Origin of the sequence: Streptomyces sp. SM1, from assembly GCF_002910825.1 — a bacterium.
GTDB classification, from domain to species: Bacteria; Actinomycetota; Actinomycetes; order Streptomycetales; family Streptomycetaceae; genus Streptomyces; species Streptomyces okerensis.
Map to the genome: position 1 here is coordinate 24,310 of NZ_NEUB01000853.1, position 20,545 is coordinate 44,854.

The following is a 20,545-nucleotide window of genomic DNA, read 5'->3' on the forward strand; positions in this document are numbered from 1 at the left end:
GGCGGTGTCCGTCCCGCCGCCGAGCACACGTCCCCCAAGCTTCTCACCAGGCACCGACAGCGTGACCGTCACAGCACGGCATCGACCGCGTACTGCTCCCGCAACTCGTCGGCCACCCGCTTCGACGCTGGCGGCCGACCGCCGGCGGACCGGGACGCGCGCCTCATTTCCGCGGGCGCGCCCTGACCCGCCGCAGAGGCGGCATCCGGTTCGCCCTGGGCCGCCTGTTTCGCGTCCCCCGTATCCGGCTCGTCGGCCTGAGCACCTTCCCGCGGGCCGTCGAGTGGCGAGTCCGGGCCCGCACTCTCCGAGATCTTGACCTGGTCCTCAAGGAGCTTCTCGAACGACGGCGACAGCGGATCCTTCGCCGCGTCCGGGGTACCTCCGGCGGTTGTCCTCGCGATCAGCGCGAGCCGCGCGTCGGCCGGCGTCATTCCGGCGGACTTCACCAGCGTTGTGCACTCGCGTGCGACAGCACCGAGTGTCGGCCGGTCCTCAGGGGCATAGGCGAGCATCGACGCGATCAACGGCCGGAGCTCCTCCGGAACGCCGCTCAGATCCGGGCCGATGGCGGGGTTGGCCACCTGCATGGCGACCGCCTCCCACGCCGCACCGTCGTACGGGTAATGGCGAGCCGCCGCGTACAGAAGGACAGTGCCCAGCGCGTACACGTCCGCCGCAGGCGTCACCTTCGGGTGCCCGCTCGCTTGCTCAGGGGGCATGCACCGCACCGTTCCGATGATCATGCCGCTGTGTGACAGGGACTCCTTCGCGGCGTCCATGAACGCGCCGAGCCCGAAATCGATGATCATGGGTCCGTCCTTGCCCATGATGATGTTCTGCGGCTTGAGATCCCGGTGCAGCAGCTCTGCGGCGTGTACGGCGCTCAGCCCTTCGGCGAGCAGCGCGCCGAGACTGGCGACCAGCGGCAGGGGCAGGATGCCGCCCTCGTCCACGTAGGCCAGCAGCGTGCGTCCCGCTACGTACTCCATGGCCAGCCACGGCCTGTCGGCGAAGGGGTCGGCGTCGAGGAAGCGCGCCACCCTGTTGGTGCCGATCACGGTACGTGCTATCAGCGCTTCCTTCTCGAACCGCGCCCGCGTGAGCTCATCGAGCTTGTCGCTGCGGATCAGCTTCATCGCCACGGGATCTCCGCCCGGGGTATAGGCGAGGTACACCTCCCCCATACCGCCCGAGCCCAGCTCCTTGGCCACGGTGTATCGGCCGATCCGCTCGGGCGTCCCCGTCATCTTCTGTTCAGCACTCCTCACGCATGCCCATACGCCCACCAGCTCAGGGTCCGGGGCGCCTGTCAAGCGTAGTCGCTCATGGTCTGGGGCATGGGCTGTCATGGCTGGAATCGGTGCATCACGAGTTCGAGGCACTGATCAAGGAAAAGCTGGGTGCTGAGGCGACCGAGTCGATCGACTGGCGGAACCCGCGGATGGTCTGTATCGCGGCCAGCTTCTCCCACCACGACCGGGTCGCCGTGCACCGTCTGCGCAAGCCGATCGACCTGGTGCGCTACCGCATCATTTTGACTGCACACAGCTCAGCCTCCGCACCCGGCGGCTTGCCCTCGCGCCCCCTGGGCGCGCGAGGGCAAGCCGGAGCCTGTCGGCTGTGCGACTGCCGAACGGGACCACCGCGGCGCGCTTCAGGGGTCAGGCCGGCAGCCGGGGGTCCGTGACGTGGTGAACGTTCCACCCCTTCCCGGCCAAGGCCTCGGTGTAGGGCTCGGCCCGCTCCCTCAAGGCGGCCAGGGCAAGCAGATGGGTGGGGCGGGTGGCTCCCACGAAGATGAGTTGTGCCGCGCGGCGGACCGTTGTGGAAGCACGGGCGATGTCGCCAGCGCCGGCCAGCAGCGCCAGAACCTCCGAGATGTCGTGCTTCTTGCCGGTCCTGTCCAGGCATTCCAGGACGAGGGTCGCAGTGTGTGTTTCACCCTTGGCGCTCTGAATGGTGCCCGCCACCGCGGACACGTGGCCGGAGTCGTCGATGTGGTGATGTGCGTCTGGCACGGCTTCGGGAAGGTAGGCCGTCGGATCTTGAAGGGCGGAGAGGTCGTCCCATGGTGCTGGAGTGAGTTCGGGCAGGGTCTCAAGCAGTTGCCGCGTCAGACGTTCCCAGCCCTGCTCATTGTCCAGTGGGCCGGTGAGCAGAGAGTTCAGCAGCGCGCGGATGCGTCCACCAGCGGTGTTGGGGTCGCGGTCGAGACGACCGAGGGGAGGAAGACCTACCGGGGCACAGGGACGGACGGCGCCCCGCACTGTGTTCCAGAGCTGCTGTACGGCGGCGTGGCTGTCGCCGTACCGGCGCTGGTCCTGCGCGGCGCGGGCCGCGGTGATGAGGAGCCCGCGGGCTTCGCCGCGGCCGGGGGCCGTGAGGCCGGGGACATAGCACGCCAGGGACTGAGGGAATTTGGCGGAGTTGCCTGGGTGCCGTCGGGCGCCGAGCACTCTGGGGGGATTACGCAAAAGCAGCGGCTGCGGGACCAGGGAAGCGGCCAGGCGCTCGAAGGCCGGTACCACATGCTCGACCGTGTCCTGGTCGAAGAGCAGCAGGGCGATGGTGCCCTCGGGGCCCTTGCCTTCGATGCGCTGGGCGCGGTGGACCGTGAGATCGCTGGCCATCGAGGCGATCTTGCTTCCGAATCTCCGGCTGACCGGGAGTTCGGCGGACAGCGGCATGGGGAAGGCGGAGGCGTTGCTCTGAGTGTCTCCACCATCGTCGAAGATGCGCTGGCTCACGTCGCCGACTCGCTGGACAACGCTCTGTCCAGTGGCGAAGACCTTGTCCAGCAGGCGCTGTTGGACGGCGCTGGTGTCCTGCATTTCGTCCAGCAAGACGAAGGGGAAGCGTGTGGCGGTGGCTTCTGCCAGGGTCGGATTCCGCGTCAGATAGTGTTCCGCGATGGCGAACATGTCGCCGTAGCGGAAAATGCCCTCTCGGGCGAGCTGCCGTTTGAGCCGGTCGAATTGTTTGCCACTTGGGGTCTCTGCGGAGAAGGGGAGCGTCCGTGTGGAGACCACGGTCAGGCGGCCCCCCTCGCACACGAAGCACGCTTCGGTGAGCAGTTGGCGGCCGTCTCGCTGCCGCTCCAGGGTGGCCTTGAGTGCACGGTAGCCGGGGTGTCGTTCCAGCTGCCGGAGCGCTGCCGCCGCGTAAGCGTCGTCGTCGACCGTCTGGACCTCGACCTTCATGGAGCGCAGGGCAGGCAGCGCCAGGAAGGTGTTGACGAAGGACTGGATGGTGCCGATGAAGTGCGGGTAGTGCATCAGGCTGCGGCCAGCCGGGACCATGTCGAGGCGGGCTGTGATCTCATCTTTGGCGGTGTTGGTATGGGAGATGACGCACACCCCGCGAGTAGCCGACCTCCATCCCGCGGCAAGGAGCGCCAGCTTGAGTCCGACGAGACTGGTCTTCCCCGAGCCGGGCGCCGCCTGGAGGTCAAGGGAGATCATCTGCTGGAGGAAATCCCATTGCTCCTGGTGAGGCAGGTCGAGTCCGAGGACGGAGGCGGCTGCCTCGACCCGGTCTTTGGCGAAGGACGCGGGGTCGTACGGAATCGTCATGTCACGCACCGCCGCAGAGGTGGTCAAAGGCGTCCCTCAGGTACGGCGGCAGATCGTCGTCGGTGATCGAGGCGGTCTTGAGGAGCCGGGCCGCGTGCTGGGCGGCGATGGCCTTGCTGGCTTGGTCCGTGCGCAGCGGCCGGTAGACGCGCAAGGCCACCTGGGCGAACGGAAGGTCCGCGTCGTTCCAGCCCTGGACCTCCTTCTCGGCGCGTTGTTCCGCCTCGGCCAGCTTCTCCGCGGCGGGCCATGACCGTTCGGAGATCCGGGCGCACTGGACCGCTTGGTGCATGACGGTGGCCATCGGCCAGGACGCAGCGGCCAGGTCGTATTCCAGCGTCCAGTGGTCGGAGACGAAGGTCCGCACGTTGCCGCCCTCCCCGGCCTTCAAGACCGTGAGGTGCGCGGCGATCTCCGCAGGGGTCATCTCGGCCGAACTGCGCAGTTTGCCGCGCATGTCCTTGGGCGTGTCCGCCGGGACCAGGTCCCGGTCGCGGATGCAGGCGACGGCGACCGGGATCTGCTCGCCGTCCCGCTGGAAGATCCTGCTATAGCGGAACAGGCCGGTGTGTCCGACGTTCACCACGCTGACGCCGGACCTCCCGAACGAGCGTCCGGTGGCCTGCGCGAGAGCGGGCAGCAGCAGGGCCTCGGCGTCGCCCTCCACGATGGCGACGGAGCGGGCAAAGAACAGGTTGGCCTTGGTCACGTCGAGGAAGCGGGACAGGAAGGCGTAGTCGCCGGCATCGAGCCGTGTGCACTCGGGGGTCAAGCGGAAGGACTTACCGCGCGCCACCAGGGTGAGGTGCTCAACAGGAACGGCGCAGGCGAGATGGGGGCTGTGCGTGGTGAGGATGACCTGCACCGGCGGGCTCGATTCCTCCGCGCGTTCCTGCAGCAGGTCCATCACCCGGCTCTGAAGCTGGGGGTGGAGATGAGCCTCCGGCTCCTCGATCAGCAGCAGGGGCGCCATCTCGCTGTTGCCGAGCAGCAGCAACTCGGCTGCCATGAACAAGGCGTTGTTGTACCCGAGGCCTCTCTTGGTCCACTCCTCCGGCCCGCCGGACCCCGTCGAAAGCCTCAGCTCCAGCCGCTCCAGAGCACGGGTGAGGGTGGCATCACCGGCGACGCCGATCTCGCCGCGCAGTACGTCCGAGCCGATCGAGAACTTCTCCAGGTAGTCGGCGTTGATGGCATCGCGTGCCTCTGCCACCGCAGCGTTCGCGCTGATGTGGTGCTCGGCTCTGCTGAGGATGCCGACCAGCGTCGTGGCGGTGTCCTGCTCTTCGTCGAAGTCGTTCTCGGCCTGCTTGGCCATCGTGGGATAGCCGACGAGGATGTGCGAGAGGCGAGATCCCCGGCCGGAACGCAGCTCGGCCTCGGCGTCGCGCAGGGGCCTGAGGTAGGTGGCCTTGAGCAATTCCCTTGCCGCTCCGTCCAGCGCGGGCCCCTTGCCCTCGGGCCCGGTACGGGTGGTGACCGAGACCCGGCTCGGCCGCAGCTGATCCATCACCTGCGCTTTGAGGGTGACGTACAGAGCGTTCTCGCCGCTGTCCTCCGTAGTGAGCAGCTCCAGGAAGGTCCCCTGCTCCTGGACGGTGAGCTCACGAAAGACACAGGTGATGGTGAACGTGTCCATCCGGCCAGTGTGGCCTGTATGGAAGTCGTCCTTGGTGATGCGGTAGAAGTCGGCCGCCGTCGTCAGCAGGCACAGCCGGATCGCATCGACGATCGCCGTCTTGCCGCTGTCGTTCTCACCCACCAGCACGCTGATGCCCGGTCCGAACTCGATCCGCAGCGACTCGTCCTCGTCCCCCTGCCGCTGCGGCGACGAGCCGAAGATCCGAAAATTCTCGGCCCGCACATGTGCCAGGTACACCGAAGCTCCCCCCGGACAAGCCCGCACCGGTGCACAGCACAGGCGACAACAGCCGCCTCAAGTGCCCCACCCATTGCGGCTCGTGGCGTAAGCATACGAGAGTCACGTACGCCCAAAGAGGAACACGCGCGCTGACGCACCGCGCCTGCGAGAGCCATCACGACGACGGTCGGGCACCGGCGAGGGGCCAAGAGCTCACTCCCCTCCAAAGAGTGGAAGATTCCCATCAAGACGGGACTTCCAGGTATTTCAGGCTGTGCACGTTGGTGATGAAGAGGAAGGGCGGCTGCGCATCGGTTTCTCGATACGCAGCCGCCCGTTCTTCCGTCTGCAGTCCGTCGGCCCCGGTCCGGTCGCTCTCATACTCATGCCTCCGGTCCTGCCAAGACGAAGTCGTCCTGGGTCAGCTCCGCTCGGAGCCTCGCCTCGGCGACATCGGCGTAGTGCGAGGACAGCTCGACCCCCAGGAACTGCCGGCCCTCGCGCAAGGCGGCGACGCCCGTGGAGCCGCTGCCAGTGAAGGGATCGAGGACGGTGCCCCCTTCGGGGCAGATCTGGACGAGCTGCTGCATGATCTCGACGGGCTTCTGGGTGATGTGGACACGGTCCTTGCGGGGCTGGGAGGCTATGAAGTGGCCGGGCAGGTAGATGTCCCGGTTCTTGTCGAGGCTGCCCTTGACTCCCCAGATGATGAACTCAGCCGACTGCTTGAACCCGCCCTTGCGGGGCCGGCTGGCGGGCTTGATCCAGGGGATCGTGCCGCTCCAGGTCCAGCCCGCCATCTGCAGGGCGTCGCTGGTGGTCGGCTCCTGGCGCCAGTCGGAGAAGACCATGGCGACGGAGTGCTCGGTCGCGGCCCGGTACGCCTCGGTGAGCAGTGCGGTCAGCCAGCTTCGATAGCTCCGCTGGTCGCGGTTCTCGCCGGGGAAGTTCTGCAGGTCGTGCGCCGATCCGGCCGTGACGTACTTGGCGCGGGCGGTGCGGCCGGTGCGGTCCGAGCTGGTGCGTCCGCCGGAGTTGTACGGGGGGTCGGTGATAACGGCGTTGACGCTCTCGTCCGGGAGGGTCTTCAGCACGGTGAGGGCGTCGCCTCGGTGCAGCGTGTAGCTCATGTGCGGGGCCTCTTTCAGGGCACGACGGGACTGTGCCCGCCCCGGACGGCGGTCAACGGCAGCCGTTCGGAGCGGGATTGCGCCGGAGGTTAGCCGCGTTTTCCGGCCGCACCTAACGAGCCTGTGCCGTGGTTCGGGCCCGGTTCGGCGGTCGTTTGGTGCGGCCGGAATCCCGGTCTACTGTCTCGCCACGTCACCGAGGAGGAGTCCGGCTCCACCCCTGCTGACCTGTGCTGATCCGTGTTGCCGCGTCCAAAAACGCGGGCCGGAAGGCACGTTGACTCCCCGTTCCCGAAGCCGTGAGGAGACCCGGTGCACCGCCTGAGATTACGAGCGCGGCTGGCTGCCGCGCATGACCTGAAACCGGCGTCCGGGAGCTACCAACTCCCCTGCCCCGGGCCCGCCCTGGGAGGCGGATTCACATCGGCGCGGTGTCGACGGCTTTGCACGAGAAGTCGGCACCGCGCCTCCTACGAACCGTGAGGAGCCGCTGCGATGCAGCACGCCCTGATACGCCCACGCCCTGCCCCAACACCATTGCCCAGCCGGGCCGTCCGCCCCGGCGAACGGCAGCGGTGATGAAGAAGACCACCGGAGCGGTCGTCGGTCTCTTCGCCTCTGGTCCGCTGCTGCTGGCCGTTCCGGTCCTCGCCGTCGGGGCCGGGAGTGCCTCGGCCTCCTGCTCGACCGGCGGTACACAGGCTGTGGATACCTCAGCCGTCGCCGCTCAGGTGAAGGCGATCCTGGACGGCGGGGGCAAGGGCACGGTCTCCGTGCCGGGCCTGGACGACCCTGCCGAGCAGATCCCCAACGCCAGGACTATCCAGGCCACCGGCGTCGCGATGAACATCCCGGCCCGGGGTCAGATCGTGGCCCTGGCGACCGCCCTGCAGGAGAGCGGCCTGCGGAATCTGACCTACGGCGACCGCAATTCACTGGGCTTGTTCCAGCAGCGGCCGTCGCAGGGCTGGGGCACCGCGAACGAGATCCTCGACCCGGTGCACGCCTCGACGAGGTTCTACGAGGCGTTGGAAAAGGTCTCGGGCTGGCAGTCTCTGTCCGTCACCCAGGCTGCCCAGGCGGTGCAGAGGTCTGGCTTCCCCGAGGCTTACGCGAAGTGGGAGCCCTTGGCCACCGCCTTGCAGCAGGCGATCGAGCCGTTGCTGTCGAAGGCCGGCGGCACGTCGCCGAGCCCTTCGCCGTCCGGCTCGGACAGCACGGCCAGTGCCGCGTCGAGTACCGCGGGCGGCTGTACGGCCGACGGGGACGGCACCGGCTTCGGACCCATCCCGCCCGGGGCGGTGCCGGCCGGATACAAGATTCCGGCAGACGCTCCGCCCAAGGTCCAGACTGCGATCCGCTGGGCGCTCGGCCAGCTCGGCACCCCGTACCAGTGGGGCGGGAGCTGCACCGACTCCCACGGGAGCGACCCCATGGGCCGCTGCGACTGCTCCTCGTTGATGCAGCAGGCGTACAGGGCCGCCGGGGTCACCCTCACGCGGACGACGTACACGCAGGTCAAGGAGGGCAAGCCGGTATCGGTCGACGCTCTCCGGCCCGGTGACCTCGTCTTCACCGAGGGGACTGCCAAAGTCCCGGAACACGTCGGGATGGTCGTCGGCCAGGGCCTGATCGTGCACGCCCCGCGCACCGGCGACGTGGTCCGCCTCACGACCCTCGCGTCCTGGAAGCCGCAGATTCTCGCGGCCCGCCGAGTCGTCTGACCGGCACTTCTCCCCCTCCCCGTCCCCCCTCCTGCACTGGTGCTTCGCCCCCTCGGGCTTTGACGTGCACTAAATCGAACTGGAGTTCACAATCATGTACCTCGTCGACACGGTCGTCCAGCTCGCCTACGACCCCGGGATCAAGCCGAACGAGGGCGGGTTGCCGGGTCTGTCGGTCCTCAAGCAGGTGATGGGCTCGATCAACCTCTTCGGGATCATCGCCGTGGTCGGCGCGCTCGCCGTCAGTGCGGGCGTGTGGGCCTGGGGCCATCACTCCGGCGGCCACCAGGCCGAGGCCAACGGCAAGAAGGGCGTGCTGGTCAGCGCCGGCGCGGCCCTCCTGCTGGGTGCCGCGAACGGCGTGGTGGCGTTCTTCAGCACGCTGGGGAGCCAGGTCCGCTGATGTCTTCCCACTCCACGAACCCCGGCGGCGCTTCTCGCGTGCGCCGCCGGGCGCTGCTCGGCACCGCTGTCCTGATGGTGCTCGTCGCCCTCGCCGGCCTGGCCGCCTACCTCAACCGCGACGGCAGGACCTCCTCCAAGGCTCCCGCACCGCAGGCGAGTTCAGCTTCCCCCTCCTCGACCGCTTCTGCTTCCGCTTCGTCACGACCGCACGGCAGCCTCGGCGACCTGCCCGTTCCCCCGTCCACGCACGACCCGATCGCCTTCGGCAAGGCGGCAGCCGTGGCGCTGTGGTCGTACGACACCCGCGCCTACTCCCGGCGCGAGCTGCTGGCTGCCCTGCGCGGGTGGCTGACGAGCGAGAAGAAGTACGCCGACACCGCCTCGGTCGACGCGCTCGTCCCCTCGCGCGCGCTGTGGAAGGAGATGGCCGCCAACGGCCAGTTCGCCACCGCCAAGGTGAACGAGGCGCACTTCCCCGACTCGTTCACCCAGGCCCTGCAGGCGGACCCCGGGGCGATCACCACCGCGTACGTCTACGCCGTGACGGTCTCCGGCAAACAGTCGATCGCCTGGAAAGGCTCGTCGCACGGCGGCGCCGAGAACCGCGTCACCACCCTCGCGGTCCAGTGCCGCCCCTCCCAGCCCTGCGCCCTGGCCGGTGTCCTGTCGGCCGTCGCTCCCTGACCCCCAACCCAGAAAGGAGGTACCGCCATGGGAGTCTGCGACTTTCCGCTGATGGACAAGGTCTGCGGCGCCGTCGACTTCGCCACCAACCCCGCCGGGACCGTCACCGACGGCATCGGGGCGTGGATCGCGAAGTCAGCGGGTGAGCTGGCCGCCAGCGCGGCTGATCTCGCCGCCAGGGCCGTCAACGAGACCACCGCCATCGATCTCAACGCCGGTTGGTTCCGGGACAACTACGAGCTGCTGTTGCCCATCGGCCTCGCCTTGACCGTCGGCACGTTCTGCATCCAGTTGATGTTCGCGGCCTGGCGACGGGACGAACGCGCCCTCGCCCAAGCGGCGATCGGCACGATGACCGGCGTCCTCTTCTCCTTCTGCGCCGTCGCCTTCACCTCCGTCGCCATCACGGTGGTCGACGCCCTGTCCGACGGCCTGTTCCAAGCGGCCAACAGCTCAGTGGACGACGCGATCCGCCGCGTCATCAAGGTCAACCAGTTGGGGCCGATGTACGGCCTCGGCTGGACAGTCCCATCCCTGGTCGCCTTCGGCTGTGCGATCGGCGCGTTCATGTACTGGGGCGTGATGGTCGCCCGCAAGGTCGGCGTCCTGATCATGGTCGCTCTCGCGGTCTTCGCGGGAGCCGGTGGTGGCTGGGAGGTCGCCAAGCGATGGCGGCGGGGTTGGATCGAGGCCACCGCGACCCTGGTCGTGTCGAAACTGCTGATGACCGTGGTCTTCCTGATCGGCGTCTCGGCGATGGGCAAGTCCGACGCCACGGATGGCATGGCCGCCCTGTCCGACGCGATGGCCGGCATCGTCGTGATGGTCCTGGTCCTGCTCTGCCCGTACGCCACCTACAAGTTCGTCCACTGGGCGAGTGACGGTGGCGGACACGACGACCTGCACCGTACCGGCGTCGCCGGCATGGCGGTCGCCGCAGGCGCGGCGAAGACCGCGGGCAGCCTCGCGATGCAGGCCAGCACCGGCACTCCCGCTCCTCAGGGGCCGAGCAAGGTCCCCGGCGCGGGCAGCGACGGTGTCGCCTCCGGCATCAACCCCACCGGCGGAAACCTGAGCAAGGAGGGTATCGACGCCGGGCCTCCGAAGCCGCAGACCCGCTTCCGGTACGGCGAGGACCCGAACGCCTCCGGCGACAAGGGCCGCGCCCTGATCCAGCGCCCCGGCATCCCCGCGCTGATCACACGGCCTGCCGACAGCGAAGCAGGAGGCTCCGAGGGCGCTCCCTCCGCCCCTCAGCCCGCTGGCGCGTCGATTCCGGGCGGCAGCTTGACCCGCGTAGGTGCCGTTCCGCCCGGCGGTCCCGCCGCACCACCGCCGCCCTCCACCGGTCCGTCGGCGACCGGCTCCCCGACTCCGACGAGCTGGGTCCACCCCGACCAGCCGCCGTCCGGGTCCTGACCCACCACCACCGGGGGCGGGCTGCGTCCTTCCAGCCCGCCCCTCCCTCGACCACGCGAAACGGAGTCCTGCCATGTCCTCCAGAAGAGCGCGCCTGGCCTTCCGCCCCTTCCCGCCCGCTCCCACTGTCTGGAACCGCCATGTCTGACAACCGCCAGGCCGAAGCCACCACGGCCACTGTGAAGTTCCCGCACCGCAGCAGGCGCGGCATCCTGCTCGGCCTCACCGCCCCGCAACTGATCGTCGTGAGCCTCACCGGCCTGCTCCTGCTCGCCGTGATCCTCGCCCGTGGCGTGGTCGGTGCTCTCGAACTCATCCCGCTGTGGGCCGGCATCGCCCTGCTCGTCTTCGTTCGCTACCGAGGCCGGGCCCTGGCCGACTGGGCGCCGATCGTCACCCGGTACGCGCTCCGCCGGATGCGGGGCCAGCTGATCTGGCTGTGTTGGCCCTCCCGCCGCCCGGTCCGCGAAGGACTCCTCCACCTGCCCGGTACCGCCGCCAGCCTGCGCGTGGTCACCGCGCCCGACCGTCGGTACGGCGCGGTCCACGATCCCCACGCCGGCACGCTGACCGCCGTCGTCAAGGTGTCCTCCCGCGCCTACGCGCTGCTCGACCCGGGCACCCAGAACGCCAACGTCAGCGGCTGGGGCCGTGCCCTCGCCGCGCTGGCCCGCACCGGCCAGGTCGCCCGGATCCAGGTGATCGAGCGCACCGTGCCGGACTCCGGCGACGCCCTTCGCCGGTACTGGGAGGAGCACGGCCAACCCGATGCCCCGGTGGCCGGCCAGGTCTACAGCGAGCTGATCCAGAGCGCCGGCCCGGCCGCTGCTCCGCACGAGGCGTACGTCGCGGTCTCGCTGGACGCCAAGGCCGCGCGACGCCTGATCAACCAGGCCGGAGGCGGTCTGACCGGATCCTTCAGCGTCCTGGCGCAGTTGACCTCGACCTTCGACCAGGCCGCGCGCACCGCCGGGCTCAACCCCACCGGTTGGCTCACCGCCCGCGAGATCGCGGCAGTCGTACGAACGGCATACGACCCCAAAGCCCTTTCCTCACTGGACCGTTGGTCTTCTTCCGGGCGCCCCGAGGCCGACGCGGCCGCGGCCGGCCCGGTCGTGGTCGTCGAGAAGTCGGACCACATCGCGACCGACTCCGCCGTCCACTGCACGTACTGGGTGGAGAACTGGCCCCGCACCGAGACGTCGGCAGGCTTCCTGCACCAGCTGCTGTTCACCGCCGGGGTGCGGCGGACCCTGTCGCTGTCGTATGAGCCGAAGGGGCTGGACGCCGCCCTGCGTGATGTCCAGCGTAAGAAGGCCAGTGTGATCGCGGACGCAGCCGAGCGGGCGCGGCGTGGCCAGGTCGACTCCGAAGCGGACTCCATCGAGTACCAGGACATCAAGTCCCGGGAGCGGCAGCTCATCGCCGGCCACGCGGATGTCGCCCTGACTGGCCTGCTGACCGTCTCGGCCGACTCCGAGAAGGAGCTTCGTTCCGCCTGTGCCGTCGTGGAGACCGCGGCGGTCGGCGCGCAGCTCGACCTCCGGCCGCTCACCTGGCAGCAGGCCGAAGCGTTCACCGTCGCCGCCGTGCCGCTCGCCCTCGCCGTCTGATGCCGGCCCTCCTCCCTTCCGAAAGAGCACCGCCATGTCCCGCACCGCCAGCCCGACCGCGCAGGACTTCGTGCCCTTCGCCACCGCCGCGCTCGACTTCCACCGCGCGCTCAACGTGCCAGGCGGTCCTCTCGTCACCACCCGCGCCGAACTGGACGCCCTGCACGCCCACCTCGTCTCGCTGCACGGCCTGCTCGACGCCCACGCCGCCCGCACTGGCCAGCTCACGCCGATCGAGGGCGACCAGCTCAGCGCCGCCCGCACCCGGATCTGGCAGGCCGCCGACCACGTCCACGCCGCCTACCACGCGGCCCCCCGGCCCGGTTCCGGTGAGGTCCCCGACCGCGAGGCGTGCCAGGCCGGCCTGCCGGAAGGCGCACAGGAGCTGACCATCTGCCAGCGCCACCAGCGCACCGCGCACCTGGTCCGACGCCGTACCACCCCGGCCGACCTCCACGCTCCGTTCACCGGCCTTGTCCGTCACTGACCCTGCCTTCCGTCTGGAGAATCGTTCATGCCCCGTACTCGCGCCAGCGCCTCCCACCTGTTCGTCCCGCGCAAGGCGTCGCGGGCCGAGCAGCGCGCCGCCCGCGCCGGTTTCGCCGAGGCCCGGCGCCAGGCCCGCCTCGCCGGAGCCCCGCCCAAGCTCCGCGACGAGGAGAGCCTCGACCCGGAGCTGCGGCCGACCTATCCGCCGTCCGGACGTCCCGGCCCGGCTTCGGCACGCGGTGGCAAGCTCAGCCTGCCCGCCCACCGGATGACCACCGCCACGGTGTCCGGGGCCTATCCCTTCCTCGCCGAGGGCGGGCTGGGCGCGGAGGGCATCTTCATCGGCCGCGACGTCCACGCGGAGGCCGCGTTCTGTTACGACCCGTTCTCGCTGTACAGCAGCGGCCGGGTCGAGGGCTTCACCAACCCCAACGCGGTCCTGGCCGGGATCATCGGCATGGGCAAGTCCGCGCTGGCCAAGTCCATCGCCACCCGGGCGATCGCCCACGGTTACCGGGTCTACGTGCCCTGCGACCCCAAGGGCGAGTGGACGGCCGTCGCGCAGGCTCTCGGCGGCTACAGCATCGCGCTGGGTCCGGGGCTCCCGGGCAGGCTGAACCCGTTGGATGCCCCGGCCCGGCCCGCCTCGGTGAGCGAGGATGACTGGTCAACGGAGGTCCGCAAGCGCCGTCTCCTGCTCCTGGCCGGCCTCGCGCGCACCGTGCTGAAGCGCGATCTCCAGCCGATGGAGCACACGGCCCTCGATCTCGCGCTGGATCTGGTCGTCACCGAAGCCGAGGCAGGCGGCACCGTGCCTCTGCTCGGCGAGATCGCGCACACCCTCGGCTCACCCGAGTACCTTGACCGGGCTCTCGGCGACCAGGCCGGGCGTATGGGGGCCGCAGCGCAGGACCTCGCGCATGCCCTGCGCCGTCTGGTCCACGGCGACTTGAGCGGCATGTTCGACGCGCCCTCGACCGTGGCCTTCGACCCGACCACCCCGATGCTGTCCATCGACCTCTCCCGCCTGGGCGGCTCGGGCGACGACACTGCGCTGGTCCTCGCGATGACCTGCGCGAGCGCCTGGATGGAGTCCGCGCTCGCCGACCCGGACGGCGGCCGACGCTGGGTGATCTACGACGAGGCATGGCGCGTGATGAGGCACGTCGGCCTGTTGGAGCGCATGCAGAGCCAGTGGAAGCTCAGCCGAGGGCTCGGCATCGCCAACCTGATGGTCATCCACCGCCTCAGCGATCTGCTGAGCGCGGGCGACGCCGGCTCGCGCGGCCGGGTGCTGGCCGAGGGCCTCCTCGCCGACTGCTCCACCCGCATCATCTACCGCCAGGAGCCCGACCAGCTCGCCGCAGCCGCGTCGCTGCTCGGCCTGACTGGTATCGAAACCCAGGCCGTGTCCGCCCTGACCAAGGGACGGGGCCTGTGGAAAGTCGCAGGTCGGAGCTTCATCACGCAGCACATCCTGCATCCGGCCGAGCGTGAACTGTTCGACACGGACGCCCGGATGCATGCAGACCCCCGCGAGTTCACCGCAACTGACGGGTCCTCAATTCCTGGACCGAGCGGGGAGGCGCGGCAGTGAGCCCCCGTGAGGTCTCGGGTTCCCGGTCCGGGCTCGTCCCTGGTCTCCGGTTCGGTGCGGTCGAGGGCGCCGCCCCGCTCCAGCGCCACCCGACGGCCGGCCCGGCCACGAGTCCGGGCGGCGGCTCACCGGCAACTGACGGGAGCGACCGCCTCGCCGCAGCCCGGACCGAGGAGTTCACCGGCCTGTTCCGCGAGGCCGTCACGGAGGACTTCGGCGCGGTGGCCGGCCTGCATCAGATGCTCGAGACCGCCTCCGAGTGGTGTCGCGTCCACGGTGCCCGAAGCAGCGCGTCCGAGTTGGACGCCATCGCCTCCCGGTTGACCGACCTCGGCGAGGAGCTGCATCTCGTCGCGGAGAACGTCGACCACGAGATCCGCTCCCGGGCGCACCAAGCGGCAGCAGCAGCCCGCCTCTCGCCAGCGGCGTCGGCCCGGGGAACTTCCCCCGGCCAGCGGAACGACGCTCCATCTCCTGTCCCACCATCCGTCACGCGCCCGCTGCCGCGTTCGCGGTGAGGCACCCGTACAGGACAGAAACGAGTAACGACCATGCCTACCTCTCCCGACTCCTCCGCCACCCCTGACCGCCAGCCGCAAGATGCCGACGAACGGGCGGCATGGCGGGCGCGTGTCCAGGCCCTGGCCTCCGCCGCCGACGGCATCAGGCAGGCTTCGGACCAGTGGGACGCGATCTCCGACTCGTACTGCGACGAGGACGGCTGGCCCGTCGATGAAACCGGCTACGCCGACGGCAAGGTGGCCCGGGACGCCGCCGCCTGGGAGCACGTCGAGACCTTCCTGACCCACGGCCCCGAAGTCCTCGCTGGTGTCCGGGCAGCCGCCCAACCGGCCGACTACCTTGACGGCCCGATCAGCGCCGACCTGCTGCGCCTGCGGGGGATCGACTCCGTACTGGAGCGAGCGGGCGAGATCCGCCGCGAGTGGGATCAGGTCATCGCGCTCATGGAGGGGTCGATGCCCGGGTCGCGGGAGCTCTACGAGGAACGAGCCCGCGAGATCCGCGACTCCGAAGGCTGGCACTACGCCGACGAACTCAGCTACAGCGGAGCGGCGTTGGCCAGGGCTGCCGATCATCTGGCCGACCGGATCGGCGATGACCAGTCCGCGTACACCGGGCGTGTCCAGGCGGCCCTGGCCCGATCCGCCTCCGGCCAGCGCGGTGCCTCTGCCGCTTCGCCGCCCGCCTCGGCGACGTCCGACCCACCTGTCGTGCGGCGCTCGCGCTGAAGCCTCTAGCACCGACCTCCGGCGAGGCCAAACGGTCCGATCGCCGGATCCTCGACGAACGCCACCACCCCTGCAGTCCCCGCCCGGCTGCGGCTTCCCACCGCCGTCGACCTCCGGGGACGGCCGGCCACGGAGAAGCCCACATGCGCCCCGATCAGCCCCAGGTCACCCTCCAACGCGAGGGCACACGCATCACGGCGCGCACCAGCGAACCCTTCATCCAGGAACCCACCGCTGGCACGCCGGAGCATGACCCCCCGTACAGCCACCTGACCGCGCCGCTTCGGCAACGCGGACTGTCCTGCACCGTCGAGTACGGCCTCAGCGACTACATCGTCCACGCCGAACTTCCCGACGGCAGCGCCCTGATCATCTCTCCGCCCCAGGAACCGCCCACCGACCACCCACCCGGGTATCCGGGGAGCTGGTTGGTGACGCGCGGGCATCCCGACGACTCCACGCTCCACGAAGTGATCTACGACTCGGAGCCCGACGGTCCCCACGCCCGACATGGCGGCAGCATCCCCCGCCTGCTCGACGCCATCGACACTCGCCTGGACCAGCTCGACCTGCCGCCCCGACCGGAACCGCGGCGGCCTGCCCAGGAGAGCGGCGCCGACGCGGTGCTCCACCGTGCGGGCTTCGTCCCCGTCGTGCTGTTCCGCGAGCGCTTCCACCGGCTGCCCTCCGCCATGACCGACCTGGCCGAGCAGCGGCAGATGGTGACCCGGGCCGTCGACATGCTTCAGGCCGAGGGCTTCGACGTCTCGTGCGATCCCGGCCTGCTCGACCCCAGCCTGCCGCCCCCTGACCATCAGGGGCTCAGCCTCGGCGACCGTCTCGGTCACCTGACCCATTACATCCAGTCGGCGTCGCACACGGGCGAGGTCGTCGCCGCGCTGAGCGAGCTGACCGCTCCCGGTGGCGGCGTTCTCCAGCGTGTCGTGGAGTCCCTCAACACGACGGCCGACTGGTGGGAGGGCCTGGGCGAACCCTCCGATCCCCACTACGCGAACCGGCTGCGCTACATCGCCCAGAAGCTCGACGCGTACGCGTTGGACATTCGGTCCATGCGCGGCGTGCTGGCCGACCGGCACACCGACCACCCCGGCAGGCTCCAGGCCCGGGTGGGCCAGGTCGCCCCGGAGGAACCGGCGGCGTCCCGGGTCGCCGCCGCTCTCGCGGTCTCGCCGACCGCACAGCGCACGACCCCAGCCGCGCCGCCGTCAGCTTCAGCCGCACCTCCCTCCCTGCCTCCCGCCCGACCCTCGTCGGCGCGCGGTCGCTGACCGCCGCCCAGCTTGGAGCCCGCCATGTCCCGCACCAGCAGAACCGTCCCCGCCCTCGACCGCCCCGCTCCCCCTGCGCCCATCGGATGGACCCGCCATGCCCACCCCCGAGCACGACCCGCTTCCCGACATCGCGGTCGGCCGCCACCCCGACTTCGGCATCGTCGCCGCCAACCCCAAGCAACTGGCGGCAAGCACCTGGATGTTGAAGGGATTCGACTTCCACCCCGTTCCCGACCACCCCAACCTGTACGCGCTGGCCAACCAGCAGAATGATGGGCAGGGCCGCACCACCCGGGCCATCGCGCTACTACGCAAAGCCGGCTACCGGGTCGACGTGGACGCCGCGTTCGACCCCTCGCTGGCCTCCGGACCAGCGCCTGTCCTCGACCGGCCCCCGCGCGTCGAGCCGGACGTCGCGTTCGCCGAACACCCGCAGCTCGGCGTGGTCGCCGCCACCGCCGACGGTTCCTCTGCTCTCGGCGGCCCGCTCATCCTGGAAGAGCACGGCTGGCGGCACAACCCGGGCCTGGACATCTACACGCTGCCCATCAACACGCACCGCAGCGAGGCGCTCGACAAGGTCGCCACCGCCACGCTGGCGATGCAACGGGCCGACCTCCAGGTTGCCGTGCAGCCCCTCCTCGCCCAGGACATTGCCGCGCGCCACTCACCCGCACCCACGACGGCAGCGCGCCACCAGCGCGATCAGGGCTTCACCGCTCAGAAGCTCCCCATGAGCGCCGCCGCGCTCGCCGCCAGTCCCGCCCGCGTTGGCCTGTCAGGTAAGGCGCCGGTGGCCGTGCCCGCCGCCTCCGGCCCGGCGGCCCGCCCGGTGGACCCGCGCATCGCGTTCTCCCGTAACCGCTGATCCAACTCCCGTAAGGAGCAGTTCCCATGGCCGTGAAAACTCTTTGGCAGATCGCCCATTCCTGTGGGCACCAGGCTGAGCGAGACCTGTCCGACCGGGCGGCCGACCGTCGCGCGGGGTTCGCCGAGTGGCTCTCCAAGCAGGAGTGCACCGATTGCTGGCGGGCCGCGAAGGATGGCCACGAGCAGGAAAAGGCCGCCTGGCTGGAGGCCAAGCGCGCCGAAGAGCAGGCCGCGTCCGAAGCCTGGTCGGAACAGTACCGAATGCCGCCCCTCGAAGGCCGCGAGCGCGCCGTCGCCTGGGGCGTGCGCTGCCGCCACCAGGTCCTGGCTGCCGCGTACACCGCTCTGGTCCTCGAAGGCGAGACCAGTGAGGCGGAGTGGGAGGAGATCGAGGAGGCGGCTCGCACGATCACCCGCGCCGGCTGGTGGATTGATCAACGCTCCTCCGAGCCCGGCGACCTGACCGAGCTGCTCGAAGCGGCCACCGGCGCCGACCGGCCCACCGAAAACCCCCACTTCTGACCGCCCGGTGCCCCGCCCCTACGGGTCAGCGAGACGAACGGAAGAACTACGCCCTTCTCTCCTGCGGCCAGACGGAGTTCATGCCCACCCCGTCCAAACCAAACGATCACGTTCGGGAAGCGGATGGCGTCTCAGACATGCATCGGCAGCTTGGCCCACACGAACGTGACATGACAGGCCATCACGGGTCGATCTCACTCAACCGGCCGACCTCGCAAAGTACCTGCGCTCCGACTAGCCTTCCGAAGGCGTAGGGGACGCGGATCAGGAAGCGACGGGTGGGGCTCATGGGGTTCTGGCACACCGGCTACATGGAGTTCCATGAGCCGACCGGAATTGAATCGGTCGGACTACCAGCCCCGCCAAAGCTCCCGGAATTTCCCTGCACTGAGTGTGGGCTCATCTTCTCGTCCGAGCGCGCCCTCCGAGCGCACCGCTTCGACGGTCATGCGACTAAGCGGCCGACCCTCCTCTTCAGGGGACGAGAGTGCGGGCGCACGCGCTTGATGGTCACGAGCCCCAGTGCCTCCGCCGATTGGGTGACCTCGGATGTCGAATCCATCGCCGTGAACGGCCGCGATACCTCACCGTCTGAGGCCGCCGGCTTCCTCGCGTCGGTGAAGGTTGGCGTCCAGACGGTGGCGGTTTCCAATGGCCCGCAGAAGCGGAAGTTTGAGTTCGATTTCTGCCTTGCAGAAGAAGACGACCTCTGCCTCGTCGACCAGGCCTTGGAGAAGCTCATCTCCAGTCGCGAGTTGAGTCGCAACGCAATCGACACCTTCATCATGCGTGCCGGCCGCGGGGCGACGGCCCGCCGTTACCGCGAAGGTCTGGCGACATACCTGTACGGCGTGCTTGCGCGTGAGGAGGTCGAGGACCCCGGCCGGGTAGATGCGTCGGGTGCGCCGCTCTACGAGCAGCGGTACAACAGCGCCGTCTCTTTTCTGTCGGCCTTCGACCGGCCCGCAGCAGAGGCGATCTGCGGTTTGGTCGCCTTTCACTACAACCAGTTCGCACTTGCGGTGCGCAAGACCAACAGCCACCGCGTCTCCGATGTCGCGGCGCGGTTCCGATCCATCCTCACAGGCGGCTCATTCATCACAACAAGCCTGGCCGACCGGTCGCACGGAAGCTTCGATCAGGCCTTGAGCGACTCCGTTACCGAGGACCTCCTGGACGTCGGTGCAGCGGCTTTGGACGGGACTCAGTCATCAGTGGTTACCCAGCTGCTGCCCTCGCTGGGCGAGCTCCGGCCCCAGGACCAATTCAAGGTCCGTCTCATCGCGGCTGAGGCGCTGCTCGCTGTGGGAGAAATCGATGGTGCATCACGACACGGCGAGGCGCTCAGACACTCTAAGGAAACTGGCGCCTGGTACGCAGGATTTCGGACCCGATTGCAAGAGGTAGGACGTTGAGCAACGAGACCATTCCAGAGCCCGGCGCGGAGTCGGGGTCGAGCGTCCCCGCGTCGGCTACCGCTACCGGCGATGGCACCGCCTCGGCCGCGCCTGCTGACAATGAAGTCTTCTCAGCAACGTGACGGTTGCGGTGTGTGATGATGCCAGGGCTTGATCAAGTTCCGTGAGTGTCTGGGTTGTTGGTGATGCCCAGGATGGCGAGTGCTCGTTCGGGTTCGTGGCGGATGGCGCGGGTGGTCTTGGCGATGTTGTCGGCTCCGAGGATCTTCAGGGTGCCGATGGCGAGGTTGCGGATGGTGGCCATGGCGCGGGGTGCGGTGCCGGTGTGAATGGTCGAGGCGTCCTCGGCGAACGTGACATCTCGGATGTAGTGGGAGGAGTTTTCGATTCCCCAGTGCCCCCGGATGGCGGTGGCGAGGTCGATGGGGCGGGTTTGATGGGCGGCGAGGCTGGTGACCGCGTAGACGTTCTCGCGGGTTTCGGGCCGGCCGGTGGGCTTGCGGCGGCGGTGGACCCGGATGGCGAGGTGGGCGTGGGGGAAAGCGATGCCGCCGAGGTTGTCGGCGATAGTGCAGGTTTTGATCGAGCGGGACTCGCGGCGGCCGTGGGCGGTGGCGGAGGCGGTGTGCTGGACCTTGATCGAGGTCCAGGGCAGGGCGGCGAGCTGGGCGTAGGCGGTGGGCTGGTTGGCCTTGA

Annotated in this window: 18 protein-coding genes; 13 read left to right on the plus strand and 5 right to left on the minus strand. The window is 69.5% G+C overall.

Annotated elements, in window-relative coordinates:
• Positions 1-68: 68 nt before the first annotated feature.
• From B9S61_RS27815 to B9S61_RS27835, 4 genes are all read right to left on the minus strand, one after another.
• Positions 69-1,250 (minus strand): serine/threonine-protein kinase, encoded by a 1,182-nt coding sequence (locus B9S61_RS27815; protein ID WP_103544702.1) that lies wholly within the window; start codon positions 1,248-1,250, stop codon positions 69-71.
• A gap of 414 nt (positions 1,251-1,664) precedes the next feature.
• A complete protein-coding gene (locus B9S61_RS27825) occupies positions 1,665-3,575 on the minus strand; it encodes a UvrD-helicase domain-containing protein (protein ID WP_103544703.1) in 1,911 nt (636 codons plus the stop codon).
• 1 nt (position 3,576) lies between these two features.
• Positions 3,577-5,454: an ATP-dependent endonuclease gene (locus B9S61_RS27830; protein ID WP_181007568.1), complete on the minus strand. Its 1,878-nt coding sequence runs from the start codon at positions 5,452-5,454 to the stop codon at positions 3,577-3,579.
• Positions 5,455-5,819: 365 nt separating this feature from the next.
• A complete protein-coding gene (locus tag B9S61_RS27835; RefSeq protein ID WP_103544705.1) occupies positions 5,820-6,566 on the minus strand; it encodes a site-specific DNA-methyltransferase in 747 nt (248 codons plus the stop codon).
• A gap of 578 nt (positions 6,567-7,144) precedes the next feature.
• Here B9S61_RS27835 and B9S61_RS27840 point away from each other — a divergent pair.
• The 13 genes from B9S61_RS27840 to B9S61_RS27905 all read left to right on the plus strand — a co-directional run bounded on the left by B9S61_RS27840 (position 7,145) and on the right by B9S61_RS27905 (position 19,846).
• Complete coding sequence (locus B9S61_RS27840; RefSeq protein WP_103544716.1) at positions 7,145-8,290, plus strand: C40 family peptidase; 1,146 nt, start codon at positions 7,145-7,147, stop codon at positions 8,288-8,290.
• A gap of 94 nt (positions 8,291-8,384) precedes the next feature.
• Positions 8,385-8,693 carry a DUF6112 family protein gene (locus tag B9S61_RS27845; protein ID WP_067020063.1) on the plus strand — a complete coding sequence of 103 codons (309 nt, stop codon included), beginning with the start codon at positions 8,385-8,387 and terminating at the stop codon, positions 8,691-8,693.
• On the plus strand, positions 8,693-9,379 hold the full coding sequence (locus B9S61_RS27850) for a hypothetical protein (RefSeq protein WP_181007569.1): 687 nt from the start codon (positions 8,693-8,695) through the stop codon (positions 9,377-9,379). The genes B9S61_RS27845 and B9S61_RS27850 overlap by 1 nt, the downstream gene beginning before the upstream one ends.
• A 27-nt stretch (positions 9,380-9,406) precedes the next feature.
• Positions 9,407-10,798: an ATP-binding protein gene (locus B9S61_RS27855; RefSeq protein ID WP_103544707.1), complete on the plus strand. Its 1,392-nt coding sequence runs from the start codon at positions 9,407-9,409 to the stop codon at positions 10,796-10,798.
• 140 nt (positions 10,799-10,938) lie between these two features.
• Complete coding sequence (locus tag B9S61_RS27860) at positions 10,939-12,411, plus strand: SCO6880 family protein (protein WP_103544708.1); 1,473 nt, start codon at positions 10,939-10,941, stop codon at positions 12,409-12,411.
• Between the two features lie 34 nt (positions 12,412-12,445).
• Complete coding sequence (locus B9S61_RS27865; protein WP_103544709.1) at positions 12,446-12,898, plus strand: DUF6238 family protein; 453 nt, start codon at positions 12,446-12,448, stop codon at positions 12,896-12,898.
• A 27-nt stretch (positions 12,899-12,925) separates the two neighbouring features.
• Positions 12,926-14,497 carry an ATP-binding protein gene (locus B9S61_RS27870; RefSeq protein WP_103544710.1) on the plus strand — a complete coding sequence of 524 codons (1,572 nt, stop codon included), beginning with the start codon at positions 12,926-12,928 and terminating at the stop codon, positions 14,495-14,497.
• Positions 14,494-15,015 carry a hypothetical protein gene (locus B9S61_RS27875; RefSeq protein WP_181007570.1) on the plus strand — a complete coding sequence of 174 codons (522 nt, stop codon included), beginning with the start codon at positions 14,494-14,496 and terminating at the stop codon, positions 15,013-15,015. Before B9S61_RS27870 ends, B9S61_RS27875 begins: the two co-directional genes overlap by 4 nt.
• A gap of 33 nt (positions 15,016-15,048) precedes the next feature.
• Positions 15,049-15,747: a hypothetical protein gene (locus B9S61_RS27880; RefSeq protein WP_258039886.1), complete on the plus strand. Its 699-nt coding sequence runs from the start codon at positions 15,049-15,051 to the stop codon at positions 15,745-15,747.
• 143 nt (positions 15,748-15,890) lie between these two features.
• Positions 15,891-17,036 carry a hypothetical protein gene (locus B9S61_RS42710; protein WP_258039887.1) on the plus strand — a complete coding sequence of 382 codons (1,146 nt, stop codon included), beginning with the start codon at positions 15,891-15,893 and terminating at the stop codon, positions 17,034-17,036.
• Positions 17,037-17,133: 97 nt separating this feature from the next.
• Entirely contained in the window at positions 17,134-17,907 is a 774-nt protein-coding gene (locus tag B9S61_RS27895) for a hypothetical protein (RefSeq protein WP_103544712.1), read from the plus strand.
• Between the two features lie 26 nt (positions 17,908-17,933).
• Entirely contained in the window at positions 17,934-18,431 is a 498-nt protein-coding gene (locus B9S61_RS27900; RefSeq protein ID WP_103544713.1) for a hypothetical protein, read from the plus strand.
• Between the two features lie 539 nt (positions 18,432-18,970).
• A complete protein-coding gene (locus B9S61_RS27905; protein ID WP_146064969.1) occupies positions 18,971-19,846 on the plus strand; it encodes a hypothetical protein in 876 nt (291 codons plus the stop codon).
• A gap of 157 nt (positions 19,847-20,003) precedes the next feature.
• On the opposite strand, the gene B9S61_RS27910 is transcribed toward B9S61_RS27905, so the two are convergent.
• On the minus strand, positions 20,004-20,545 hold a 542-nt coding region (locus B9S61_RS27910), incomplete at its 5' end, for an ISAs1 family transposase (protein ID WP_107499716.1).

Bases quoted from the DNA above. Each gene is read 5' to 3' on its own strand.
- B9S61_RS27815 (WP_103544702.1), bottom strand. From the start codon at position 1,250: ATGACGGGGACGCCCGAGCGGATCGGCCGATACACCGTGGCCAAGGAG.
- B9S61_RS27825 (WP_103544703.1), bottom strand. From the start codon at position 3,575: ATGACGATTCCGTACGACCCCGCGTCCTTCGCCAAAGACCGGGTCGAG.
- B9S61_RS27835 (WP_103544705.1), bottom strand. From the start codon at position 6,566: ATGAGCTACACGCTGCACCGAGGCGACGCCCTCACCGTGCTGAAGACC.
- B9S61_RS27840 (WP_103544716.1), top strand. From the start codon at position 7,145: ATGAAGAAGACCACCGGAGCGGTCGTCGGTCTCTTCGCCTCTGGTCCG.
- B9S61_RS27845 (WP_067020063.1), top strand. From the start codon at position 8,385: ATGTACCTCGTCGACACGGTCGTCCAGCTCGCCTACGACCCCGGGATC.
- B9S61_RS27850 (WP_181007569.1), top strand. From the start codon at position 8,693: ATGTCTTCCCACTCCACGAACCCCGGCGGCGCTTCTCGCGTGCGCCGC.
- B9S61_RS27855 (WP_103544707.1), top strand. From the start codon at position 9,407: ATGGGAGTCTGCGACTTTCCGCTGATGGACAAGGTCTGCGGCGCCGTC.
- B9S61_RS27860 (WP_103544708.1), top strand. From the start codon at position 10,939: ATGTCTGACAACCGCCAGGCCGAAGCCACCACGGCCACTGTGAAGTTC.
- B9S61_RS27865 (WP_103544709.1), top strand. From the start codon at position 12,446: ATGTCCCGCACCGCCAGCCCGACCGCGCAGGACTTCGTGCCCTTCGCC.
- B9S61_RS27870 (WP_103544710.1), top strand. From the start codon at position 12,926: ATGCCCCGTACTCGCGCCAGCGCCTCCCACCTGTTCGTCCCGCGCAAG.
- B9S61_RS27880 (WP_258039886.1), top strand. From the start codon at position 15,049: ATGCCTACCTCTCCCGACTCCTCCGCCACCCCTGACCGCCAGCCGCAA.
- B9S61_RS42710 (WP_258039887.1), top strand. From the start codon at position 15,891: ATGCGCCCCGATCAGCCCCAGGTCACCCTCCAACGCGAGGGCACACGC.
- B9S61_RS27895 (WP_103544712.1), top strand. From the start codon at position 17,134: ATGCCCACCCCCGAGCACGACCCGCTTCCCGACATCGCGGTCGGCCGC.
- B9S61_RS27900 (WP_103544713.1), top strand. From the start codon at position 17,934: ATGGCCGTGAAAACTCTTTGGCAGATCGCCCATTCCTGTGGGCACCAG.